The sequence below is a fragment of the Agromyces sp. MMS24-JH15 genome (assembly GCF_043518605.1).
Taxonomy (GTDB): Bacteria; Actinomycetota; Actinomycetes; order Actinomycetales; family Microbacteriaceae; genus Agromyces.
Map to the genome: position 1 here is coordinate 47320 of NZ_CP171358.1, position 22048 is coordinate 69367.

Genomic DNA, 22048 nt, shown 5'->3' on the forward strand with positions numbered 1-22048 from the left:
GTGCGGTTCTGGCTCCGCGAGGACGAGCGCCGGCCCGATCCGGCGCCCGCCCGCGCGGACGCCAGGAAGGCCCTCGCGGCCGGCACCCTCGGGTGGCTGCTCGTGCTCGTCGCGTGCCTCGCGTTCGGCGACGCGCTCGCGCAGGCCGGCCTCGGATGGCTCACCGCGACAGCGTGGATCGGCCTCGGGCTCGGCGTGGCCGGGCTCGCGGTCGTGCAGGTGCGCCGGTCGACCGGCGCCCGGTCTCAGTCGTCGTCGGAGGATGCCTCGGCCTGAGGCTCGGCCGCCGCGGCGTCCGCGTCTGCCTCGGGCTCGGGTTCGCGCTCGGCCTCGTCCTCGGCCCCGGCGTCCGCCTCGGCCTCGCCGAGCGCGTCGATGTCGATGCCGTCGTAGACGTCGAACCCGTCGCCGTCGAAGTCCTCGTCGCTCGCCGGGTCGTCGCCCAGGTCCTCGTCGCCGAACTCCTCGTCGCTGTACTCGCCGTCTCCGAGGTCGTCGTCGTCGCCGAGCTCGTCGTCCTCGTAGTCGGCGTGCTCGTCGTCGGGGTCGAGCTCGTCGTCGACCGGCTCGCCCGCCGCCGCCGCGGCGACAGCTGCTGCCGCCTGCGCGGCACGGTACTCGGCCAGCCGATCCGACCACGGGATCCACTCGGGCGCGAGCAGCGCGCGGTCGCCGGGCATCAGCTCGGTCTCGAGCACGGTCGGCTCGGCGCCCTCGACGCGCGTGAGCGTGACGCTCCAGTGCCAGCCGGGATAGCCAGGCAGGTCGGCCGCGAAGTGCAGCGTGAGGACGTGGTGGTCCTCGACGATGTGGCCGATGACGCTGCCGACCGACTCGGGCGTCGTCGTCTCGAGCAGGGCGCGCTGGGCCAGCGCGACCGACGCGAGGAGCACGTCGTCGGCCACGGGCGGCTCGACCGGCTCGGGCTCCGCGACCGGCTCGGGCGCATCGGTCTCTGCGACCGTCTCAGCCGTCTCGACCGTCTGGGCAGCCTCGACCGGCTCGACCGTCTGAGCAGCCTCGACAGGCTCGACCGTCTCAGCCGTCTGAGCCGTCTGAGCAGCCTGGACGGGCTCGGCCGCTTCGGGCTCCGAGATCGCGAGATCCTCCGTCGGCTCAGGCATCCAGCTCGTCCGCCACCCTGCGCAGGAGCTCGGCGACCTGGTGGCCGCGCGCCTTGTCGGGATACCGACCCTTCTTCAGGTCGTTGCCGGCGTTGTCGAGCCAGGAGATGAGGTCCTCGACGACCTTCGCCATGTCGTCGGGCGAGCGCCGGTTCAGCTTCGCGAGGCTGGGCTTCTGGTCGATGACGCGGACCGAGAGCGCCTGCGGGCCGCGCCGGCCGTCGGCGATGCCGAACTCGAGCCGCATCCCCGGCTTGGCGACGGTGCCGGTCGGCAGGGCCGACGCGTGCAGGAAGACCTCCTCGCCGTCATCCGTCGCGATGAAGCCGAAGCCCTTCTCCTCGCTGTAGAACTTGACCTTGCCGGTCGGCATCTCGGGAACCTCGCTCGTCTCGTGGGCGCGCCGGACGGGCGCGCTCGGCCGCACCCCAGTCTACGGTTCGGGGAGCCACGCGTCGGCGGCCTGCAATAGTCTTGGATCGTGGCCCCCGAGCGAAGCATCTCCGACACCCGCGCAGAACGCGTTCTCGCGTACATGGTCGCGGCGATCGTCGGGCTGTCGATCCTGGCGTTCCTGGCGATCATGATCGCCACGCTCGCCGGCGTCGGGGCGGACGACGGGTTCAGCCAGGGTGTCTGGCCGATCATCCTCGTCCTCCCGCTGATCGGCCTGCCCATCGGCTTCGTGCTCCTCATCGTGCTGCTCATCGTCAACGGAGTCCGCCGGTCCCGCGAGGGCCGACGGAACACCGCCTGACGGCCATGCTCGAGCTCGCCGCGAGACTCCGCACCCTTCGACGTGGCGCGCTCGCGACCGCGCTCTCGACTCGCGAGTTCGACCGCACGAGCGTCAAGGACCTCTTCGACCTCGCCGAGGCGCTGCTCACCCCCGACTCCGTCGACCAGGCGCTGAGCCGGCTCGACCGGCCGCACCTCGCGGTCCTCGCGGCCGCGTCCGAGGCCTCGAACGGCGCCAGGCTCACCGTGCAGGGCGTCGCATCCGAGCTCGCCCGGCTCGGGGCATCCGATCGGCTGGTCGCCGCGCACGCCGCCCTGCTCACCGACCTCGTCGACCGCCTGCTCGTCGTCGTCGACGACGGCGAGGCGGACGGCGACGGCCGCGTCCACGTGCCGACCGCGGTGGCCGCGCGCATCCTGCCCCGACTCGCGCACGACCTCCCCTCGCTCGACCAGCTTGTCGCGCTCCCGCCGCCCGTGCTCGAACCGGTCGACGGCGTCGACCACACGCTCCTCGCACGGCGTGCCGCCGAGGCCGCGTACGCGACGATCGCCGCGACCGCCGAGCTCATCTCGGCGCTGGGCATCCAGCCCGCGCGCGAGCTCGCCAAGGGCGGACTCTCGCTCCCCGACTCCAAGCGCATCGCCGAGGCGACCGGACTCCCGCTCGAGGAGGTGCCCCCGCTCGTGCACCGTGCCGTCGAGGCCGGGCTCGTCATCCGCGACGGCGCCTACTGGCTCGAATCCGACCACGGCGCCGAATGGGCGCTCGATGGCGCCGAGGCCCGGTGGCGCCTGCTCGCCGAGCAGTGGCGCGAGCGGATCCCGCCGACGCTCCGCGAGCTCGTCGGCCGCCGCAGCGAGACCCTGTCGGCCGCGGCCCTGCGGGACGACGTCACGTGGCTGTACCCCGCGGGCGGCCGCTGGCTCGAGGAGGGCCTGGATCGACTCGTCGGCGAGGCCGAGGCGCTCGGGCTCGCCGTGTCCGGCGAGCCGATCGAAGCGACCCGGCTCGTGCTCGCGGGCGACGTCGGCGCCGCGTCCGCGCAGCTCTCGGCGCACTTCCCGCGCCAGGTCGACCGGGTCTACCTCCAGCACGACCTCTCGATCGTCGCGCCAGGCCCGCTCGAGCCCTCGATCGACGCCCGGCTGCGCGCATTCGCGGACGTCGAAGGGCGCGACCTCGCATCGAGCTACCGCGTGAGCGCGGCATCCGTGAACCGGGCACTCGCCGCGGGCGAGTCCGCCGCCGCGCTGCGCGAGTTCCTGGGCTCGATCTCCCTCACGGGGATCCCCCAGCCGCTCGAGTACCTGCTGTCGGAGGCGTCCCGGCGCTTCGGCGCGGTGCGCGTGTCGACCGCGCCCGCATCGGCGACGCCCGCGCGCGCGATCGTGCGCTCCGCCGACTCGGCGCTCCTGCACACGATCGAGGTCGACCAGTCGCTCACGTCGCTCGCGCTGCGCCGCGCCGACGACGAGCACCTGCACTCGCGGTTCCCGCCGGACGTCGTGTTCTGGGCGCTCTCCGACGCGAAGTACCCGGTCGCGGCCGAGGATCCCTCCGGGCAGATCATCCGGCTGAACCGGCATCACCTCGCGGCCACGCCCGCGGTCCCGCCGCGGGTCGACCCGACGGAGGAGATGCTCGACCGCGTGCTGACGGAGGACGAGGGGCCCGGGACCGAGCTCGCGTGGCTCGCCCGACAGCTCGAGGCTGCGGCGCGCGCCAAGGAGACGCTCACGGTGACCGTGCGGATGCCCGGCGGGCAGACCGCCGACTACCTGCTCGCCCCCGCGAGCGTCGCGAACGGCCGACTTCGCGCGCGCGACCGTAAGAGCGACATCGAGCGCACGCTGCCGCTGTCGGCGATCGCGGGCGTCGGGCCCGCCCCCGACGAGTGAGCCCGAGCGCGCTCCAGCGATCCGATCGCGCTGCCGAAGGGTTCACGCAACGGGCGTAGACTGGTCGGCTATGTCAGACGGCCCCCTCATCGTGCAGAGCGACCGAACGGTCCTGCTCGAAGTCGCGAACCCGCTCGCAGAGGATGCACGCCACGATCTCGCGATCTTCGCCGAGCTCGAGCGCGCCCCCGAGCACATCCACACGTACCGCATCACGCGCCTCGGGCTGTGGAATGCGCGCGCCGCGGGGCACACCGCGGAGGACATGCTCGGCACGCTCGAGCGGTACGCGAAGTTCCCGGTGCCGCAGACCGTGTCGGTCGACATGCGCGAGACGGTCGCCCGCTACGGCCGGCTCGTGATCGACCGCACCGACGAAGGCGTCCTGCGGCTGCAGAGCTCCGACATCGCGGTGCTGACCGAGGTCGCCGGCGCCAAGCGCATCGCACCGCTGCTCGGCGAGCGCATCGACGATGAGAGCTTCCTCGTCGCGCCCTGGGCGCGCGGCGCCCTCAAGCAGGAGCTCGTGAAGCTCGGGTGGCCGGCCGAGGACCTCGCCGGGTACACGCCCGGCACGCCGCATCCGATCGACCTCGACGAGTCGGGCTGGCACCTGCGGGACTACCAGCAGAAGGCCGTCGACAACTTCTTCGACGGCGGGTCGGGCGTCGTCGTGCTGCCCTGCGGGGCCGGCAAGACGCTTGTCGGCGCCGGGGCCATGGCGACGGCGAAGACCACCACGCTGATCCTCGTGACCAACACGGTCTCGGCCCGGCAGTGGCGCGACGAACTGCTCCGCCGCACGAGCCTCACGGCCGAGGAGATCGGCGAGTACTCGGGGCAGGTGAAGGAGGTCAAGCCGGTCACGATCGCGACCTACCAGATCCTCACCGCGAAGCGGAAGGGCGAGTACGCGCACCTCGCGCTCCTCGACGCGCTGGACTGGGGCCTCATCGTGTACGACGAGGTGCACCTGCTGCCCGCGCCCGTCTTCAAGCTCACCGCCGAGCTCCAGGCCCGGCGCCGGCTCGGACTCACCGCGACGCTCGTCCGCGAGGACGGACGCGAGGGCGACGTCTTCTCGCTCATCGGGCCCAAGCGGTTCGACGCGCCGTGGAAGGAGATCGAGGCGCAGGGCTTCATCTCGCCCGCGGCCTGCTACGAGGTGCGGATCGACCTGCCCCAGTCCGAGCGGCTCGCGTACGCGGCATCCGCCGACGACGAGCGGTACCGGCTCGCGGCGACCGCGCCCGCGAAGCTCGACGTGGTCCGCCAGCTCGTCGCGCGGCACCAGGGCGAGCGGATCCTCGTGATCGGCCAGTACCTCGACCAGATCGACGAGCTCGCCGAGGCGCTCGACGCCCCGCAGCTCACCGGCTCGACGCCGGTCGACGAGCGCGAGCGGCTGTTCCAGGCGTTCCGGGACGGCACGACCAAGGTGCTCGTCGTCTCGAAGGTCGCGAACTTCTCGGTCGACCTGCCCGAGGCGACGGTCGCGATCCAGGTCTCCGGGTCGTTCGGATCGCGCCAGGAGGAGGCCCAGCGCCTCGGGCGGCTCCTGCGCCCGAAGCAGTCGGGCCTGCCCGCGAACTTCTACACGCTCGTCGCGCGCGACACGGTCGACCAGGACTTCGCGCAGAACCGGCAGCGGTTCCTCGCCGAGCAGGGGTACAGCTACACGATCCTCGACGCGCACACGCTGGACGCGGCCGCGTAGCCTGGCCCGGCCGGCGCCGGACCGACTCCCGCAAGGCGGCGCGGGCCGCGCGGGCCGGGCGCGCCCGCGCGGGCAGCGCGCGCCGCGCCTCAGCGCCGCGCGTACCGCAGGAGCAGCAGGTCGCCGGCCGGGATCGCGTGCACGAGCCGCATCCGCCGCTGCGCCTCCGGCGCGCCGCGCACGATACGGCCGGCGTCGCCGCCGACGAGCGTCGGGCTGAGGCTGAGGCACAGCTCGTCGACGACGTCGGCGCCGAGGAGCGCGCCGAACAGGTGCGGACCGCCCTCGCAGAGCACCTGCGGCAGGCCAGCCGCGGCGAACGCGCCGAGCATCGCGGCCGGGTCGACCTCGTGGTCGCCGCACACGAGCACGTCTGCGACGGCGGCCAGGTCGGCCCTCCGGTCCGCGGGCGACGCCGCGTGGGTCACGACGATCGGCCGGGTCACGGCCTCCGTGAAGAACGGATGCCCCGCGGGCAGGTCGAGCGCCGAGGAGACCGCCGCGATCCGCGGCTGGTCGGGCAGGCCGTGCTCGCGTCGCCAGGCCACGCCCTCGCGACCGACGCGCACGCCGCCGTACCCCTCGGTGCGGATCGTCCCGGCGCCGACCAGGACGACGTCGGCGAGCGCGCGCAGCACGCCCATCGCGAGCCGGTCGGCCTCGTCGCCGAGGCCGCCGCTCCGCCCGTCGATCGTGACGGCGCCGTCCAGGCTCGCGACGAGGTTCATCCGCACCCGCGGCGTGCCCCGGTCGCCGATCGCGTACGCGTCGAGCAGGTCCTCGCGGGTCGGCGTGCTCACGGCTCCTCGTTCGGCCCGTCGACCATGTTGTGCCGGAGGAACGCGGGCTCGCGCCATCCGAGGATCGCCTCGACCGTCCGCGCCGCGTCGACCGACTCGACGACGTTGTGCATCCGCAGGATGCGGGCGCCCTGGGCGACGCAGAAGACGGCCGCCGCGAGCGAGCCGGCCAGCCGCCCCTCGCGGGGCCGGTCGAGCGCCTCGCCGATGAAGTCCTTGTTCGAGACCGCCGCGACGAGCGGGAACCCGAGGCGCGTGAGCTCGCCGAACCGCCTCGTGAGCTCGAGGCTGTGGAGCGTGTTCTTGTTGAGGTCGTGCCCGGGGTCGAGCACGATCCGTTCCTCGGGCACGCCGTGCGCGACGGCGAGCGCGGTGCGCTCCTCCAGGAAGGCGGCGATCTCGGACACCACGTCGTCGTACTGCGGGCGGGGGAACCACCGGCGGGGCTCGGCGCGGCTGTGCGTGATGACGAGCGTCGCGTCGGATGCCCCGACGACCTCCGCGAGCGCGGGGTCGTGCACGCCCGTGGTGTCGTTGATCACGTCGGCGCCGGCGGCGATCGCCGCGGCGGCGACCTCCGCGTGGAACGTGTCGACCGAGAGGGCGGCGCCGGCGCCCGCGAGCGCCGCGACCACGGGTACGACGCGGTCGATCTCGTCGGCGACCGGGATCGCGGGACCGGGTCCGAACTTCGCGCCGCCGATGTCGATCCAGGCCGCGCCCTGCTCGATGGCGCGCCGGCCGGCGGCGACGGCCGCGTCGAGGCCGAAGGTCGCGCCGCGGTCGTAGAACGAGTCCGGCGTGCGGTTGACGACCGCCATCACGGCGATCGAGCGCCGGAAGTCAACGGCGCGCCCCGCGATGCGGCGGACGGGGTGTGCGAACTCGGGCTCGACCCAGCCGAGCGGCCCGCTCACTCCGCCGCTCCGGCGCGGCGCGTCATGCGCCGGCCCCGGCGAGCAGAGCCTCGAGCGGCACGCCCGGGTCGACGAGCCGGGCGGCGTCGACGCGCACGCGCGACGAGATGAGCTGCTGCACCTGCTCGTTGACGTCCCAGACGTTCACGTTCATGCCCGCGACGACGCGCTCGTCCGCGACCCAGAACGCGATGAACTCGCGGCCGGGCACGTCGCCGCGGAAGACCGGCTGCACCCCCGTCATGAGCGGCCCGTAGCCCGAGAACTCCATGCCCAGATCGTACTGGTCGGTGTAGAAGTAGGGCGGCTCGTCGAACTCGACCGCCTCGCCCGCGATCGAGCGGCCCGCCGCGAGCCCGTGGTGCTCGGCGGTCGCCCAGTGCTCGGTGCGCAGGTGCGCGCCGAGGAACGGCTGGTACACGTTCGCGACGTCGCCTGCGGCGTAGGTGTCCGGCTCGCTCGTGCGGAAGCCGGCATCCGTCGTGATCCCGTTCCCGACCTCGATGCCGGCCGCCTCGGCGAGCCCGGTGATCGGGACGGCCCCGATGCCGACGATCACCGCGTCGGCCGGCACGACCTCGCCGCCCTCGAGGGCGACGCCGATCGCGCGGCCCTCCTCGCCCGCGATGCCCGCGACCTTCGTCGACAGGCGCAGGTCGACGCCGTCGTCGCGGTGCAGCCGCGCGAACACCTCGCCCGCCGCGGGTCCGATCGCGGCCTCGAGCGGCACGGCCTCGGGCGCGACCACCGTGACCTCGTTGCCGTACCCGCGCGCCGCGGCCGCGACCTCGAGTCCGATCCAGCCCGCGCCGATGAGCACGATGGACCGACCGCCGGGCTCGAACAGCGCGCGGAGCGCGAGCGAGTCGCCGATGGTGCGCAGCAGGTGCACGCCCTCGAGGTCGGCGCCGGCACCCGGCCACCGCCGCGGGGTCGAACCGGTCGCCAGCAGCAGCCGGTCCCAGGCCAGATCGCGCCCGTCGTCGAGTCGCACCCGATGCGCGCGCACGTCGAGCCCGGTCGCACGGACGCCCCGGAGCACCTCGACCCGCTGCTCGGCGTACCACTCGGCGGGATGCACGTCGAGGTCGTCGCGGGAACCGGTGCCCGCGAGGAACTCCTTCGACAGCGGCGGCCGGATGTACGGCATCGCGTCCTCGGCCGCGACGATCCGCACGGGTCCGTCGTACCCGGCCGCGCGCGCCCCCTCGGCGACCCGCGCTCCCGCGAGGCCGCCCCCGACGATGACGATCCCGCCCTCGCTCATGACCCCTGCCCCGTTCCCCGCCCGGCGCAGCGGGACTCGAACTCGCGGCGCATCCTCGGATCGTCTCGGAGGAGCCCGGTGAGGCTCCTGGTCGTGGTCGTGCCGCCGGCGATGCGCGGCCCGCGCAGCGACATGCAGAGGTGCTCGGCCTCGAGCACGACGCCGGCGCCGCGCGGCGCGAGCTCCCGCTCCATCCAGTCCGCGATCTGGCGGGTCATCCGCTCCTGCACCTGGAGCGCGCGAGCGGCCTGCTCGACGATCCGGGCGAGCTTCGACAGCCCGACGAGGCGGTCGCCGGGCACGTAGCCGACGTGCGCCACGCCGCGGAACGGCAGCAGGTGGTGCTCGCAGAGCGAGTGGAACGGGATGCCGGCTACGACGACGAGGTCGTCGTAGCCCTCCTCGTTCGGGAAGGTCGTGGCCTGGAACGGCTCGGGCGTGAGCAGTTCGATGAGCGCGTCGGCCGCGCGCCGCGGCGTGTCCGCGAGGTGCGGAGAGGAGAGATCCTGGCCGAGGGCGGCGAGCAGGTCGCCGACGGCGGCGCGCGCGCGGTCGCGATCGACGGCAGGATGACCCGACCGGAGGCCGGCGCGAAGGCCTGGACGCAGGCCCGCCTCCTCGTCGTCGGTGACGGCGTGCAAGGGCACGACGACCGGGGTCGCTTCCTGGCTCATCCCGCACCTCCTCCGCGTCGGCGCCCGCCGGGGCGGGCACTCGACGTCCGATGAGGTCGACGCTAGGTCGCCGCCCCAATTCTGTCAATCGATCCTGTTTTTAGAGTATGGTCGGGGCCATGGCATCCGATGGCGGAGGCGCGGGCGACGGGCTCTGGCCGGCCGCGGCCCTGCTCGCCGACCCGCTCCGGCGCCGGGTCTACGCCGTGGTCGTCGAGCACGACGACGGCGCGACCCGCGAGGTCGTGGCCGGCGAACTCGGCCTGGCGCGCTCGACCGCAGCCTTCCACCTCGAGCGCCTCGCGAACGCGGGCCTGCTCGCGGTCGAGTTCCGCAGGCTCAACGGCCGGTCGGGACCGGGCGCGGGCCGTCCTGCGAAGGTCTACCGCCGCGGCGACGCGGAGTTCGCGCTGAGCGTGCCGGGCCGGCTCTACGCCCTCGCGGGCAGCGTCATGGCGGAGGCCATCGAGCACGCGGCGGCGGGCGCCTCGCCCAAGGCCGCCCTCCACGACGCCGCGAGCCGAGCGGGCCGCCGGCTGGCGGCGGGCGCCGACGACCTGGCGGACGCGCTCGCACGATCGGGCTTCGAGCCCCGCACGGCCGGCGACGACACCGTGCTCGGCACGTGCCCGTTCCACCGGCTCGCGCAGGAGCATCCGGGGGTCGTGTGCGCACTGAACCACTCGCTCGTGGGGGCCATGGCCGACGAGGTCGGGGACACCGCCGAGCGCGTGCACGCCGACCCCGGAGCGGGCGGCTGCTGCCTGCGCATCTCCCCCTGACCGCGCGTCGACTCCGCTCGCGCCCAGGTCGCGCGAAACTGACGGAAAGCGGACACTCGACCATTTCTCAGCGATGATGCAGCCGATCCGCAGCAGAATGTCGACATGAGCGACGGACCACGCATTCTCATCGTCGACGACGAGCCGAACATCCGCGACCTGCTCACCACGAGCCTCCGCTTCGCCGGCTTCGCCGTCCGTGCCGTCGGGAACGGCGCGCAGACCATCTCCGCGGTCCTCGAGGAGGAACCGGACCTGATCATCCTCGACGTCATGCTGCCCGACATGAACGGCTTCAGCGTGACCAAGCGGCTCCGCTCGGCCGGATACACCGCGCCGATCCTCTTCCTCACGGCGAAGGACGACACCGAGGACAAGATCACGGGCCTCACGGTCGGCGGCGACGACTACGTCACCAAGCCGTTCAGCCTCGACGAGATCGTCGCGCGCATCAAGGCGATCCTCCGGCGCACCATGCACGCCGAGGAGGACGCGGTCATCCGCACCGGCGAGCTCACCATGGACCAGGACACGCACGAGGTGCTCGTGGGCGACGTGCCGGTCGAGCTCTCCCCGACCGAGTTCAAGCTGCTGCGCTATCTCATGCTGAACCCGAACCGCGTGCTGTCGAAGGCGCAGATCCTCGACCACGTCTGGGAGTACGACTTCAACGGCGACGCGGGCATCGTGGAGAGCTACATCTCCTACCTGCGACGAAAGCTCGACCAGCACTCGGCGGAGCCGTTGATCCAGACCAAACGCGGCTTCGGCTACATGCTGAAGAGTTCCAAGGGTTAGCCCGGCCGGGGCACAGGACCGGCTCAGGGATGATCCGTAGACTCGCCCAGCCATGCACCAGACGATGACCGAGCGATGGAACGCGATCTCGCTCCGCACCAAGATCACCGGCGTCACGGTGCTCATGCTGACGGTCGGCCTGCTCGTCTCGGGCATCGGGACGGCGTGGATGCTGCGCTCGTACCTCGAGGACCAGATGGCGACCAAGCTGCGCGCGATCGCGGGCGGCAACCTCGACAAGTACTTCGAGGACCGCCGGGGCGAGGTGGGCGACGTCGACCTCGACGGCAGCACCTTCACGCCCGATGACAGCGTCTTCATCGCGCTCTACGACTCCGACGGCCAGTACGTGCGGAACAACTGGGAGGGCGTGCCCCAGGAGGAGCAGCCCGAGTACCCGTCCGAGCTCCGTCCGGTGTCCGTCTACCAGCTGAACGCGGGCAGGTACGCGGTCTTCGAACTGCCGGACGAGTCGGGGCATGCCACGTTCCGCGCGGTCGCGCTCATCGCGGTCGATTCGCACGGCGGCTACGTGCCCGTGCTCATCGCGGTCTCGACCGCGGACAGCGAGCGCCTGCTGGCCGCCTACCTCACGATCTTCCTGGGCTTCGGCTTCGGGGTCATCCTCGTCGGCGCCCTGCTCACCCGGATGATGGTGACCTCGACGTTCGGCCCGCTGCGCGAGGTCGAGCGCACCGCCGCGGCCATCGCGGACGGCGACTTCGGCCAGCGGCTGAGCGGCGCGACGCCGAACACCGAGGTCGGGCGGCTCAACCGCTCGCTCAACCTGATGCTGAACCGCATCGACCGGGCGTTCCGCGACCGCGCGCGCACGATCGACCAGATGCGCCGCTTCGTCGGCGACGCGTCGCACGAGCTGCGCACCCCGCTCGTCTCGGTCCGCGGCTACGCCGAGCTGTACCGGATGGGCGCCCTCCAGTCGCCCGAAGAGGTCGGGCAGGCGATGGATCGCATCGAGAAGGAGGCGATCCGCATGGGCGGACTCGTCGAGGACCTGCTCGCGCTCGCGCGACTCGACGAGACCCTGCCGCTCCAGCTCGTCGAGGTCGACCTCGTGCCGCTGGCGCGCGACGCCGCGCTCGACACGATGGCCGCGCACCCGGATCGCACGGTCACGGTCATCGCACCGGCCGAGGACGACACGGATGCCCCGTCGGGCGAGCCCGTCGTCGCGGTCGAGCTCGAGCCGGCGCCGGCGCGGGGCGGGCGCACCGGCACCATCGCGTTCGCCGGGGCCACGCTCGCCCGCCTGCGCGGCCGCCGCTTCCGCGGCGAGCCCGCGGGCGCCGCGCGCCGGGAGGCGCTGGGCGCGGTCCCGACCGAGCCGACGCCCGCGGTCGACTCGGGCACCGCAGCGAGCCGGATCGACGTCACCGAGCCCGCGACCGCGGCCGTCCGGCCCGCGATCGTGCTCGGCGAGGAGAACAAGATCCGCCAGGTCATCACGAACCTGATGGGCAACGCGATCCGGTTCACGCAGCCCGGCGGCCCGCTCGAGATCCGCGTCTCGGTCGACGACGCCGCCGAGCGCGCGATGATCGAGGTCGTCGACCACGGCGAGGGCATCCCGGCGCAGATCCGCGAGAAGATCTTCCAGCGGTTCTGGCGCGCCGACACGTCCCGCACGCGCGAGACGGGCGGGTCCGGGCTCGGCCTCGCGATCGTGTCCTCGATCGTCGCCGCGCACAACGGCACGGTCGACGTCGTCGAGACGCCGGGCGGCGGCGCGACCTTCCGGGTCCGGCTCCCGCTGGCCGGCACGTCGTCGGCGCCGCAGCAGGTCGGCTGAGGCGCCGGCCCGGCCGAGCCGACGCCCGGCCGCACGACGCTAACCGAGCACCACGTCGACCTGCGCCTCACCGGGGCCGTGGAGCGAGACCGTCGCCGACCGGTCGCCCGAGCTGACGCGGTACTCGCCGAGGAATCCGCTCGCCCGGATCCGGCCGCGCTCGTCGGTGCGCACCTCGGTGGGCGGAAGCCACCACTCGCCCTTGATGAGCCCGTGCAGCGCACGGTACGACGGCTTGGGCGAGCCGTCGGCGCGAACGAGCCCGCCGGGCGCGCCGAGCCAGGATCCGTTGTCGCTGAGGCCCCAGTAGGTGATGGCCTCGACCGCCGGATGCCCGACGAGGGAACGGTAGTGGCGTTCGATCTCGTCCGCCTGCCGCGCCTCGCCCTCGTCGGTCGACGGCCAGTGGTCGACGCGGTAGTCGTTGAGGTCGGTGATCGTCGAGGGCATCAACTCGCCCGACAGCAGCGTCGACTCGGTGAGGTGGATCGGCAGCCCGAACCTCGCGAACCGGTCGATGGTCGCGAGGATCTCGTCCTCGCCGCGGTACCCCTTGTGCATGTGGGTCTGCAGGCCGATCCCATCGAGCCGGATGCCCGCCTCGAGCACGCCCTCGATGAGGCACTCGTAGGCCGCGGTGAGGTCCCAGTCGTTGATGAGCAGGAACGCGTCCGGGTTCGCCTCGCGGGCCGTCTCGACCGCGAGACGCACCATCTCCATGCGGCCGCGATCGTACGCGAGCCGCGTGATGCCGTTGTCCACCCGGTCGTAGATCGGCATGATGACCGCTTCGTTGATCGCGTCCCACTCGTCGATCAGCCCTGCGAACGCGGCGACGTCGCGTCGCACGCGCTCCCGCTGCGCCGCCTCGACCTCGTCGAGGCGGAGATCGAGGAGCCAGGGCGCGGTCACGGTGTGCCAGACGAGCGGATGTCCCTTCAGCGCGACGCCGCGATCGCGGAACCACTCGGCGGTTCGGCGCACCCTCGCGGTGTCGGTCCGACCGCGCACGGGCTCGAACCGGCCCCAGTAGAAGGGCAGGACCGCCGTGTTGAACAGGTCGAGCCAGAGCGGCTCGAGCGTGCCGAGCAGGTCGATGTCGGCATTGCCGAACGTCTCGACCCTGGCGGCCGTCTCGTCGGGCTCGGTCTCGGCGTTGGCGAGCGGGATGAAGTCGAAGCCGATGTTGCCGAACGCGAACGCGTGCCGGACCTGCTCGACGGTCACGACGGCGTCGGCGAGCGGGCGCCCGTCGGGCCGAAGGACGGTGAGCTCGGCGTGGAAGCGCCGGTGGTCGAGGCGACGGTCGGTCGTGGTGACGGCAACGGTCATGTGGTCCTCCTCGTGGAAGCGGAGCGGGTCTGGAAGCTGGAGCGTGATGGGGATGGGATGACGACGCGCCGATCAGCGAGCGCAGGACGTCGCGGCGCCGACGAGCTCGGCGTCGGCGAGGAACGACGCGACGTCGTCGGCGCCCTCGTCTGCGGGCCCGGCACGACCCGTGCCGCCGACCAGCCGGTGCAACCGGATCAGCGCACCGCGGGTCGAGGTCTCGAACGGCCCGATCGTCGTCGCGGAATCGGACTCGTCGTCGACGACGACCCTCGCCGGCTGCGCCCCGCCGTCGGGGGCGGGCAGGTCGATCTCGACGCTCCCGGCGGCATCGATCAGGCGGATCGACGCTCCGGGATCGGCCGACGGCGTGAGGATTCCCCACACGCACGCGCGAACGCCCTGGTCGAGCTCGCCGGTCGCCGCGAATCCGTGTGCGTCGGCCTCGTGGAGGTGCAGCCGGCGTGCCGGGACGCCGAGTCCGCGAAGCAGGCCGAGCACGCCCAGGAGCTGACGGTCGGATGCGTCGCCGGGGCGTCCGACCACCCGGCATTCGATGAGCGCGTGAGGTCGGAGCAGTCGGTGGAGCGGCGCGCGGGCCGCGTCGAGCGCGCTCCGGTGCCGCCAGGGCGTGTCGAGCACGATCGGGATGCGGGCGAGCGCGGCGAGATCGTCGGGCGCGGCGCGGTCGGCGACCGGGTCGACCACGAGGATGCCCCGGGCGCCCGCGCGTGCCGCGCGCGCGGCATCCTCCGTCCATCCCGGCGCGCCGCGGATCACCGCGACGGCGGGCGGAGCCGAGCCCGACGACGAGGCCGGCCCGTACGAGCGCGGCAGGGTCCCGAGTGCCGTCCGCACCGCACCGGGCGCGTCGGACGTCGCGACGTCGAGCCTCAGCTCCACGATCGCGCTCCGAGCGGTACGCCGTTCGGTGCGACCGGCGGTATTCCGACGGGCGCTCCGACGCCGCGCCGGGCGACTTCGGCCGCGGCGGCCTCCGCCGCGCCGTCGGCGATCTCGATCGCGAACCGCACGTCGTCGAGTGCGATCGAGAGCGGTGGCGGGTCGATCCGTCCGTCCAGGACGCCAGCGATCAGCCGCCACTCCTCCTCGTAGCCGTTGCGGGCTGTCGGGCCCACGGTCCGGGTGACGTCGCCCTGCCGGACTTCGAGCACGCCGCTTCCGGCGTGCACGTACGGCGGCGGGAAGGCGAGGCGGACCGAGGCATCCTCGCTCCATGCCTCGAGGTCCCACCGGGGCCGCGCGCGTCCGGTCTTCACGGCGTCGAGGAGCACGCGCACGCCGCCGGCGCGCGCGACGATCCGGTACCCGCCCGACGGCGGGGTCTCGGCCCGGAGCACCTCCGGCCGGGCGTCGTCGGGGCAGAGCGCCCGCACGAGCGGCAGGTCGTGGACGGCGAGGCCCATCACGATGCCGCGAACGTGGTCGGCGACCTGCCGGACGTCGTCCGGGTCGATCTCGTGCTCGGCGGGTCGGGCGAGCACTTCGGACGCGAACTCCTCGGACCGCGCGTTGGGCGTGAGCACGATGTCCGAGCGCACGGTGTGCGGGTGGAATCCGGGGTGGTCGGTATCGAGGCGCATCCACGCCGGGTCGTAGGTGTGCATCGCGCCGACGAGCACCGGCACGCCGGTCGCCGCGGCCGCCTCGCCGATGCGATCGGCCTCGGCGTGCGAGAGGGCGAGCGGCTTCTCGCAGAGCACCGCGCGCTTGCCGGCGGCGCAGGCCCGCTCGACCTGCTCGGCGTGGAACCGGTCGGGGCTCGCGATCACGACCACCTCGGTGTCGGGGTCCGCCAGGAGCTCGTCGTACGAGGTCGACCAGCGCGCCCCGGACGGCTCGGCGACGGAGCTCGCGATGCCGCCATCGGCGTCCATCACGTGCGCCGGCCGGAACCGACCGCCCAGCCGCGCGATCGTCGGCAGGTGGATCGCCTGCGTCACGGGACCTGCGCCGGCGAATCCGACCCCGATCGTCGTGCTCATTTGATCGCTCCCGCGGCCAGGCCGCGCTCGAACAGGCGCTGCAGGCAGAGGTACGCCACGACCACCGGGATCGCGGTGATCACCGCGGACGCCAGCACCTTGGTCTGGTCGTGACTGAACTGCCCGATGAAGTACGACGGCAGCAGCGTGATCGTCTGCTTCGCCGGGTCCTGCAGGAACACGAGCGGCAGCAGGTAGTTGTTCCACGCGCCGATCAGCGTGAAGATCAGCACCGCCGCCGCGATCGGACGCGTGAGCGGGATCACCAGGTGGATGAATCCGCGCCACGAGCTGGCCCCGTCGACGCGTGCCGCTTCGAACAGCTCGTCCGGGATGCCCTCGATGAAGGTGCGGACGAGGAGCACGGCGAAGGGGATCTGCAGTGCGGCGAGCGGGAGGATGACCGCCCAGTAGGTGTCGTACAGGCCCGTCGAGACGAACGTCGCGAAGAGCGGCGCGAGCAGCACGACCTCGGGCAGCGTGAGGCACGCGAGCAGGAGCCAGAAGTAGAGCTCCTTCCGTCGGATGCGGAACTTCGCGAACCCGAACGCGGTGAGCATGGTGACCGCGTAGACGAGCAGGATGACCCCGGCCGAGATGATCGCCGAACTGAGGAAGAACGTGCCGATGCTGCCCACTCGGAGCACCGCGAGGTAGTTCTCGAACCCGGCGCCGACGAGCGATCCCTGGACCATCGCGACGAGCGGCAGCAGGAACGGGATGACGAGCAGCGTCACGAGCAGTTGCAGGCCGATTCGGCCCAGGCGGCTCCGTGCTTCGAACATGATCAGCCCTTCGTCCTCTCGTGACCGCGGACCCGGATGATGACGGCGAACACGACCGCGAGCACGAGCAGCACGATCGACACGGCCGCGCCGTACCCCACGTGGTAGTTCGGGATCGTCTGCCGGTAGATGATCGTGCCGAGGAACTCGGTGGCGTGGTTGGGACCCGCGACGGTGACGAGCCAAGGCCAGTCGAACGTCTTCAGCGCGCCGATCGCGCCGAGGATGCCGAGCGCGATGGTGGTGCCCCGGACGCTCGGCCAGATGATGCTGGTGATGACGCGGAGGTTGCCGGCGCCGTCGATCCGGGCGGCCTCCAGGATCGAGGGGTCGATCTGTCCCATCGCCGCGTAGTAGAGCACGAACGTGAGCCCCGTCCACTGCCACACGGTGACGGCCATGAGCACGTAGAGCGCGGTGCTGGACTGCCCGAGCCACGGCTGCACGAACGCGCCGAGGCCGACGTGCTCCAGGATCCAGTTGAACGTGCCGTCGATGGCGTAGAACTGCCGGAACACGGGCGCCATGATCGCCGGCGCGAGCACGACCGGGATGAAGACGATCACCTTGTAGACCACGGCGAGCCTGATGCGCGAGTGGAGCAGGACGGCGAGGAGCATGCCGAGCGCGGTCTGGATGACGAAGGTCACGAGGAAGAACACGACGGTGTTGCGGATCGCGATCCAGAAGACCTCGTCGCCGAGCATCCGGACGTAGTTGTCGAGGCCGACCGGGGTGGGGTTCGGGCTCAGGCCGTCCCAATCCCAGGTCGAGATGACGCCGGTGTAGCCGATGCAGTAGTAGAGGACCCCGACCGAGACGACGAGCCCCGGGAGGATCCACGGCAACCCGGGCGGGTGCAGGCGCCGTCGCGCCCTGGACGAGCGCTGCGACCCTCGGTCGCTGTCGTCCGCCGCTGCCGGCGAGGTCCGTCGTGGTTCGGTCGGTGTCTGGGTCACGACCACTGCCGCTCCTTCGCGTCGTGTGGTGCCGGCCTCGGGTCGGCGGGGATTCGGGGCCGGGTCCGGCGCGGTGCGCACCGGACCCGGTCGAGGTTCGGTCGGCGCTCAGCGCGACCCGACGGTGTCCCGCATCTTCTTCGCGGCTTCCTCGGGCGTCGCGGTGCCCTCCGCGACCGAGACGGCGGCGTCGAGGATGGCGTCCTGCTCCTCCTGGTCCAGCCAGAGGAAGCGGGCCTCGCCCGATTCGACGACCTGCTCGCTCAGCTTCTGCACGGCCGGCTTCTGCACCTCGGCGAAGGGCTGGTCGATCGCGTCCCAGTCGGGCGTGATGCCCTTGAGCGCCGGGATGTTGTTGAGCCGGTCGGCGACGAGCTGCTGGCCCTGCTCACTGGTGGTCAGCCACGTGATGAAGGTGCGCGCAGCCGCCTTGTTGTCGGACTTCGCGTTGAGCGCGAGCCCGTAGTCGGCGTCGCCGAAGTACCCGGGCGAGTTGCCGTTGCCCGCGACGTCGGGGAACTCGATCGGCACGAGCGGGAAGGGCTTCGGGTCCGCGACGCCGGCCGCCTCGATCGCGCCCTGCATGCCGGCGGTCGTGGCGTACTGCATGTACCAGGTGCCCATCATGACCATGGCGAACTTCTGGGCCATGAAGTCGTTGTTCGCGTCGGGGTACTGGGCGTAGCCGATCGCACCGGGCTGCATGATCCCGTCGTCGAAGAGTCGCCTCCAGATCTCGAAGGTCTGCACGATGACCGGGTCGTCCCACTGCTTCTCGCCCTTGGACACGGCAGTCCACACGCCGGGCTCGATGCTGTCGGCGATCGCCTGCAGGGTGTCCTGGTCGAACCCCTCCTGCGAGGCGCCCTGGACGAAGCATCCGACGCCGTGCGAGCGGAATGCCTCGCAGACCTCCACCCACTCGTCGAGCGTCGTGGGGTGCTCGAGGCCGTACTCGTCGAAGAGCGCCTGGTTGACCCAGAGCGAGCCGGCGTAGACCGCGCCCACCGACATCGCGACCAGCTTGCCGTCGGCGGTCAGGCCGTCGATGCCGATCTGCGAGACCTTGTCCTGCCAGTCCGCACCGAGCGCCTCCTCGGCGAGCGGGGTGAGGTCCTCGGCGAACGACTTGAACGCGTCGACGCGGGAGCCGGGCTGGACGCCGAAGACGTCCGGTCCGCTGGGCGACGAGAGCGCCGGCCGCAGCGCCGCCTCCCAGTCCTCGATCGGGACCTGCTTGTAGTTGACGGTGATGTCGGGGAACTCCTCGTTGAACGCCGCGATGTACGCCTCGGCCATCGTCACGTCGGGCGTCCAGCCCCACCAGTCGATGGTGCCCGATTCGGGGTCGCCTTCCGCGCCGCCGGGGGCGGCGCCGGGCGCGCATCCGGCGAGGGCGAGCGCGGCGACGGCGGCCACCGCGGCCACCGAGACCACGCGGAACCGTCCTGCAGGCCGTGCTGTGAACATAGCTCTCCTTGGGGACCGTGCCGGCACACCTTCGTGCCCGGCTGCCTCCCGGTCGCGCTCCTGCGCGCCCGGTGTCACGATGGCGGGGCTTCGGACGGGAGGCGGCCGGCGATGCGTCGCCGGAGACACCGTGGTGCTCGTCCGATCACAGGCTCGACACCGTCGTCTCGCACCGGGCCGAAGCTCCCGCCATCGCAACGAGCCACACCGTACGGGCGCCGAATCTTTGCCGTCAAGTATTTCTCCGAAATCCGAAACCTTTTCGATTCCAGGCCACACCGCTGGCGAGACGCACGCGTGGCCGGCGGACTGCCGGATCACGTCGCGATGCCCGCAATTCCGGGCATTTCATCGGGGATCACGACGGGAAATCCGGTCGTTCCCAATCGAAAGTTGCCACCGAAACATGACCTCGATAGCATGGCCGCGCCGGGCGGCTCAGAGGCGCGACCGACTCGGCAGGCAGCGGCGCCTCGCGAAGGAGAGACGATGCCCCTCATCCAGGTCGACCTCGAGCGCAGCCTGTACGACGCCGAGCACGAGCGCATCAGCGCGGCGATCCACCAGGCGCAGATCGACGCACTCGGCATCCCGGCGAACGACCTGTTCCAGGTGTTCCGGCCGCACGATCCCGGCGAGCTGAAGTTCGACCCGACCTTCGGCGACGTCGACCGTCGCAGCCTGGTGGTCATCCGGATCGTGATGGTGCACCTCTACAGCGTGGCGACGAAGCAGTCGCTCTACCGCGCCGTCGTCGAGCAGCTCGGCGCGATCGGCATCCGAGCCGAGGACGTGCTGATCGGTGTCTCCGAGAACGCGTTCGAGGACTGGTACGCCGGACGGCCCTGACCCCCCGCAAGAGAATGAGGATCGCATGAACCCCGGAACCACCCCCCTTTCCGTGCTCTACCTCGGCGGCACCGGCACCATCAGCGCGTCCTGCGTGCGCCGGTCGGTCGCGGCAGGCATGCAGGTCGCGGTGCTGAACCGCGGCCGCAACCAGCGCGGCCGCGACCTGCCCGCCGAGGTCGAACTGCTCACCGGCGACATCACCGACGACGCATCCGTCGTCGCCGCCCTCGGCGACCGCCGCTTCGACGCCGTGGTGAACTTCCTGTCGTACGGCGCCGAGGATGCCGCACGCATGGCCGACCTGTTCACCGGCCGAACCCGGCAGTACGTCTACATCAGCTCGGCGTCGATCTACCGCAAGCCCGTGCTCCAGACCCCGATCGTGGAGTCCGCCGCACGCAGCAATCCGTACCTGCAGTACGCGCGCGACAAGCTCGCCGCCGAGGACGTGCTGATGCGTCGGTTCGCCGACGACGGGTTCCCGGTGACCATCGTGCGCCCCTCGCACACGTACGACGAGGCGAATCCGCCGCTGCCCGGCGACTGGACGATCGTCGACCGCATCGCACGCGGCGACGAGATCGTCGTGCACGGCGACGGCACCTCGCTCTGGACGCTCACGCACGCCGACGACCTCGCGCAAGGCCTCGTCGGCCTCCTGGGGGACCAGCGCGCTGTCGGCGAGGCGTTCCACATCACCTCCGACGAGGTCTACACGTGGAACCAGATCTACACGCTGATCGCCGACGCGCTCGGCGTCGAAGCTCGGCTCGTGCACGTGCCGAGCGAGTTCTATCCGCTCGCGGCGCCCGACTGGTTCTGGTCCGACCTGATCCTCGGCGACCTCGCGCACAGCGCGGTGTTCGACAACGCCAAGATCCGCCGGTACGTGCCGGGCTTCGCGCCCGTCGTCCCGTTCCACCGGGCGGCGCGGCAGATGGTGCGCTGGCGGGCGGAACACCCCGTCGAGACCGGGCCCGACCCGGTCGTCGAGGGATACGTCGACCGCCTCCTCCGCGGCTACCACGTGTCTCGCGAGGCGTTCGCGGCGCTCGCGCCGGAGCCATCCGTCGACGAGGCCGACGCGGCCTGATCCGGCCGGGCGGGCGGAGCGCGGCGACGCCCCGCCCGGCCGCCGGCCGGGACGCTACCCCTCCGGCGCGTCGAGCCAGGTGTCCCGCGGCGGCACGAGCGCCTCGAGCTCGTCCCAGAGCGGGTCCGGGATCCCGAACGCCGCGAGCTCGAGCGTCTGCCGGATCCGCTCGGGCGCCGAGACGCCGACGACGGTCGACGCGATCCGCGGCTCACGCAGCGAGAACTGGAGGGCGGCCGCGCGCAGCGGCACGCCGTACCGGTCGCACGCCGCCTCCATCTCGAGCGCCGCCCGTCGCACCGACTCGCGCTCGCCGTACGCGTACCTGGCCGTCGTCGACGGTCCCTTCGCGAGCATGCCGCCGCCGTACGGCGCGGCGTTCAGGACGGCGACGTCGAGCGCCACGGCGTCGGCGATGAGCGGCTCGGCCGAGCGGTCGAGGAGCGTGAACCGGTTGTGCGTGAGCGCGACGTCGAAGTGCCCGGTCGCGACGTACCGCCGGAGCAGCTCGATCGGGCCTCCCGCGACCCCGAGGTGATCGACCGCTCCCTCCGCCTGCAGTTCGAGGAGCGCCTCGACGGCCCCGCCCGGGGCCATCGCATCGTCGAAGTCGATCCGCTCCGGGTCGTGGAAGTGCAGCAGCGCGATGCGGTCGACGCCGAGCCGGTCGAGGCTCTCGGCGAACGACGCGCGCACGCGCGCGCCCGAGAAGTCGCCGGTCGCCGGGTCGGGGTCGACCTTCGTCGCGAGCAGGAGGTCGTCGGGCAGCCCGCCGCGCCGGCGGATCGCCTCGCCGATCCGGCGTTCGCTCTCGCCGTCGGGCCCGTAGCCGTTCGACGTGTCGAGGAACCGCACGGGGCTCTCGAACGCCTCGAGCACCGTCGCCACGGCGCGTTCCTCGGTCACGTCGTAGCCGTAGAGGCCGGGGATGTTCGCGAGCGGGCTGGTGCCGAAGCAGAGCTCGGTCACCTCGAGTCCGGTGCGGCCGAGCCGGCGGCGCGGCAGGGGTTCGGTCATGCGGG

Annotated in this window: 22 protein-coding genes; 9 read left to right on the forward strand and 13 right to left on the reverse strand. The window is 72.4% G+C overall.

Features of this window, described 5'->3' with window-relative positions; all coding sequences use genetic code 11:
* The gene (locus ACDF64_RS00225) at window positions 1-276 is read left to right on the forward strand and encodes a DUF2530 domain-containing protein (RefSeq protein ID WP_394552786.1); all 276 of its coding nucleotides are present in this window, start codon (window positions 1-3) and stop codon (window positions 274-276) included.
* Here the strand turns inward: ACDF64_RS00225 and ACDF64_RS00230 are convergent.
* Together ACDF64_RS00230 and ACDF64_RS00235 are read right to left on the reverse strand one after the other, a co-directional pair.
* Window positions 246-1124, reverse strand: coding sequence for a DUF3027 domain-containing protein (locus tag ACDF64_RS00230; RefSeq protein ID WP_394552787.1), 879 nt, complete (start codon window positions 1122-1124; stop codon window positions 246-248). The two genes, ACDF64_RS00225 and ACDF64_RS00230, sit on opposite strands and share 31 nt — an antisense overlap.
* A complete protein-coding gene (locus ACDF64_RS00235; protein ID WP_394552788.1) occupies window positions 1117-1497 on the reverse strand; it encodes a cold-shock protein in 381 nt (126 codons plus the stop codon). Before ACDF64_RS00235 ends, ACDF64_RS00230 begins: the two co-directional genes overlap by 8 nt.
* A 108-nt stretch (window positions 1498-1605) precedes the next feature.
* On the opposite strand from ACDF64_RS00235, the gene ACDF64_RS00240 reads away from it, so the two are divergent.
* The 3 genes from ACDF64_RS00240 to ACDF64_RS00250 all read left to right on the forward strand — a co-directional run bounded on the left by ACDF64_RS00240 (window position 1606) and on the right by ACDF64_RS00250 (window position 5481).
* Entirely contained in the window at window positions 1606-1881 is a 276-nt protein-coding gene (locus ACDF64_RS00240; protein WP_394552789.1) for a hypothetical protein, read from the forward strand.
* Window positions 1882-1886: 5 nt separating this feature from the next.
* The gene (locus tag ACDF64_RS00245) at window positions 1887-3764 is read left to right on the forward strand and encodes a helicase-associated domain-containing protein (RefSeq protein WP_394552790.1); all 1878 of its coding nucleotides are present in this window, start codon (window positions 1887-1889) and stop codon (window positions 3762-3764) included.
* A gap of 70 nt (window positions 3765-3834) precedes the next feature.
* Window positions 3835-5481: a DNA repair helicase XPB gene (locus tag ACDF64_RS00250; protein ID WP_394552791.1), complete on the forward strand. Its 1647-nt coding sequence runs from the start codon at window positions 3835-3837 to the stop codon at window positions 5479-5481.
* A gap of 89 nt (window positions 5482-5570) precedes the next feature.
* Here ACDF64_RS00250 and ACDF64_RS00255 read toward each other — a convergent pair whose 3' ends face one another.
* Genes ACDF64_RS00255 through folE form a run of 4 tightly spaced genes read right to left on the reverse strand, consistent with a single transcriptional unit; the run spans window position 5571 to window position 9139 of the window.
* The gene (locus ACDF64_RS00255) at window positions 5571-6281 is read right to left on the reverse strand and encodes a pyrimidine reductase family protein (RefSeq protein WP_394552792.1); all 711 of its coding nucleotides are present in this window, start codon (window positions 6279-6281) and stop codon (window positions 5571-5573) included.
* Window positions 6278-7198, reverse strand: coding sequence for a dihydropteroate synthase (gene folP / locus ACDF64_RS00260; protein WP_394552793.1), 921 nt, complete (start codon window positions 7196-7198; stop codon window positions 6278-6280). Before folP ends, ACDF64_RS00255 begins: the two co-directional genes overlap by 4 nt.
* 22 nt (window positions 7199-7220) lie before the next feature.
* Entirely contained in the window at window positions 7221-8465 is a 1245-nt protein-coding gene (locus ACDF64_RS00265; protein ID WP_394552794.1) for an NAD(P)/FAD-dependent oxidoreductase, read from the reverse strand.
* The gene (gene folE, locus ACDF64_RS00270; RefSeq protein WP_394552795.1) at window positions 8462-9139 is read right to left on the reverse strand and encodes a GTP cyclohydrolase I; all 678 of its coding nucleotides are present in this window, start codon (window positions 9137-9139) and stop codon (window positions 8462-8464) included. Before folE ends, ACDF64_RS00265 begins: the two co-directional genes overlap by 4 nt.
* Window positions 9140-9258: 119 nt before the next feature.
* On the opposite strand from folE, the gene ACDF64_RS00275 reads away from it, so the two are divergent.
* The 3 genes from ACDF64_RS00275 to ACDF64_RS00285 all read left to right on the forward strand — a co-directional run bounded on the left by ACDF64_RS00275 (window position 9259) and on the right by ACDF64_RS00285 (window position 12529).
* Window positions 9259-9921 carry a helix-turn-helix transcriptional regulator gene (locus ACDF64_RS00275; RefSeq protein ID WP_394552796.1) on the forward strand — a complete coding sequence of 221 codons (663 nt, stop codon included), beginning with the start codon at window positions 9259-9261 and terminating at the stop codon, window positions 9919-9921.
* 105 nt (window positions 9922-10026) lie between these two features.
* Window positions 10027-10719 (forward strand): response regulator transcription factor, encoded by a 693-nt coding sequence (locus ACDF64_RS00280; RefSeq protein ID WP_394552797.1) that lies wholly within the window; start codon window positions 10027-10029, stop codon window positions 10717-10719.
* 52 nt (window positions 10720-10771) lie between these two features.
* Complete coding sequence (locus tag ACDF64_RS00285; protein WP_394552798.1) at window positions 10772-12529, forward strand: ATP-binding protein; 1758 nt, start codon at window positions 10772-10774, stop codon at window positions 12527-12529.
* A 39-nt stretch (window positions 12530-12568) separates the two neighbouring features.
* On the opposite strand, the gene ACDF64_RS00290 is transcribed toward ACDF64_RS00285, so the two are convergent.
* From ACDF64_RS00290 to ACDF64_RS00315, 6 genes are all read right to left on the reverse strand, one after another.
* Complete coding sequence (locus ACDF64_RS00290) at window positions 12569-13861, reverse strand: endo-1,4-beta-xylanase (RefSeq protein WP_394552799.1); 1293 nt, start codon at window positions 13859-13861, stop codon at window positions 12569-12571.
* 72 nt (window positions 13862-13933) lie between these two features.
* Window positions 13934-14764, reverse strand: a complete 831-nt coding sequence (locus tag ACDF64_RS00295) for a hypothetical protein (protein WP_394552800.1) — start codon at window positions 14762-14764, stop codon at window positions 13934-13936.
* Window positions 14755-15867 (reverse strand): Gfo/Idh/MocA family protein, encoded by a 1113-nt coding sequence (locus tag ACDF64_RS00300; RefSeq protein WP_394552801.1) that lies wholly within the window; start codon window positions 15865-15867, stop codon window positions 14755-14757. Before ACDF64_RS00300 ends, ACDF64_RS00295 begins: the two co-directional genes overlap by 10 nt.
* Entirely contained in the window at window positions 15864-16652 is a 789-nt protein-coding gene (locus ACDF64_RS00305; RefSeq protein WP_394552802.1) for a carbohydrate ABC transporter permease, read from the reverse strand. The genes ACDF64_RS00300 and ACDF64_RS00305 overlap by 4 nt, the downstream gene beginning before the upstream one ends.
* Window positions 16653-16654: 2 nt before the next feature.
* Window positions 16655-17611: a carbohydrate ABC transporter permease gene (locus ACDF64_RS00310; protein ID WP_394552803.1), complete on the reverse strand. Its 957-nt coding sequence runs from the start codon at window positions 17609-17611 to the stop codon at window positions 16655-16657.
* Between the two features lie 108 nt (window positions 17612-17719).
* On the reverse strand, window positions 17720-19081 hold the full coding sequence (locus ACDF64_RS00315) for an extracellular solute-binding protein (protein WP_394552804.1): 1362 nt from the start codon (window positions 19079-19081) through the stop codon (window positions 17720-17722).
* 489 nt (window positions 19082-19570) lie between these two features.
* Between ACDF64_RS00315 and ACDF64_RS00320 the strand changes: the two genes are divergently transcribed.
* The gene (locus tag ACDF64_RS00320) at window positions 19571-19930 is read left to right on the forward strand and encodes a tautomerase family protein (protein ID WP_394552805.1); all 360 of its coding nucleotides are present in this window, start codon (window positions 19571-19573) and stop codon (window positions 19928-19930) included.
* Window positions 19931-19955: 25 nt separating this feature from the next.
* Window positions 19956-21026, forward strand: coding sequence for an NAD-dependent epimerase/dehydratase family protein (locus ACDF64_RS00325; RefSeq protein ID WP_394552806.1), 1071 nt, complete (start codon window positions 19956-19958; stop codon window positions 21024-21026).
* A 54-nt stretch (window positions 21027-21080) separates the two neighbouring features.
* Here the strand turns inward: ACDF64_RS00325 and ACDF64_RS00330 are convergent, their stop codons facing one another.
* The gene (locus ACDF64_RS00330; RefSeq protein WP_394552807.1) at window positions 21081-22043 is read right to left on the reverse strand and encodes an aldo/keto reductase; all 963 of its coding nucleotides are present in this window, start codon (window positions 22041-22043) and stop codon (window positions 21081-21083) included.
* Window positions 22044-22048 lie beyond the last annotated feature (5 nt).

What these genes read in the sequence shown, in the direction of transcription:
- ACDF64_RS00230 (WP_394552787.1), bottom strand. Translation starts at nt 1,124, where the DNA reads ATGCCTGAGCCGACGGAGGATCTCGCGATCTCGGAGCCCGAAGCGGCC.
- ACDF64_RS00235 (WP_394552788.1), bottom strand. Translation starts at nt 1,497, where the DNA reads ATGCCGACCGGCAAGGTCAAGTTCTACAGCGAGGAGAAGGGCTTCGGC.
- ACDF64_RS00245 (WP_394552790.1), top strand. Translation starts at nt 1,887, where the DNA reads ATGCTCGAGCTCGCCGCGAGACTCCGCACCCTTCGACGTGGCGCGCTC.
- ACDF64_RS00250 (WP_394552791.1), top strand. Translation starts at nt 3,835, where the DNA reads ATGTCAGACGGCCCCCTCATCGTGCAGAGCGACCGAACGGTCCTGCTC.
- ACDF64_RS00265 (WP_394552794.1), bottom strand. Translation starts at nt 8,465, where the DNA reads ATGAGCGAGGGCGGGATCGTCATCGTCGGGGGCGGCCTCGCGGGAGCG.
- folE (WP_394552795.1), bottom strand. Translation starts at nt 9,139, where the DNA reads ATGAGCCAGGAAGCGACCCCGGTCGTCGTGCCCTTGCACGCCGTCACC.
- ACDF64_RS00275 (WP_394552796.1), top strand. Translation starts at nt 9,259, where the DNA reads ATGGCATCCGATGGCGGAGGCGCGGGCGACGGGCTCTGGCCGGCCGCG.
- ACDF64_RS00280 (WP_394552797.1), top strand. Translation starts at nt 10,027, where the DNA reads ATGAGCGACGGACCACGCATTCTCATCGTCGACGACGAGCCGAACATC.
- ACDF64_RS00285 (WP_394552798.1), top strand. Translation starts at nt 10,772, where the DNA reads ATGCACCAGACGATGACCGAGCGATGGAACGCGATCTCGCTCCGCACC.
- ACDF64_RS00290 (WP_394552799.1), bottom strand. Translation starts at nt 13,861, where the DNA reads ATGACCGTTGCCGTCACCACGACCGACCGTCGCCTCGACCACCGGCGC.
- ACDF64_RS00300 (WP_394552801.1), bottom strand. Translation starts at nt 15,867, where the DNA reads ATGAGCACGACGATCGGGGTCGGATTCGCCGGCGCAGGTCCCGTGACG.
- ACDF64_RS00305 (WP_394552802.1), bottom strand. Translation starts at nt 16,652, where the DNA reads ATGTTCGAAGCACGGAGCCGCCTGGGCCGAATCGGCCTGCAACTGCTC.
- ACDF64_RS00315 (WP_394552804.1), bottom strand. Translation starts at nt 19,081, where the DNA reads ATGTTCACAGCACGGCCTGCAGGACGGTTCCGCGTGGTCTCGGTGGCC.
- ACDF64_RS00320 (WP_394552805.1), top strand. Translation starts at nt 19,571, where the DNA reads ATGCCCCTCATCCAGGTCGACCTCGAGCGCAGCCTGTACGACGCCGAG.
- ACDF64_RS00325 (WP_394552806.1), top strand. Translation starts at nt 19,956, where the DNA reads ATGAACCCCGGAACCACCCCCCTTTCCGTGCTCTACCTCGGCGGCACC.
- ACDF64_RS00330 (WP_394552807.1), bottom strand. Translation starts at nt 22,043, where the DNA reads ATGACCGAACCCCTGCCGCGCCGCCGGCTCGGCCGCACCGGACTCGAG.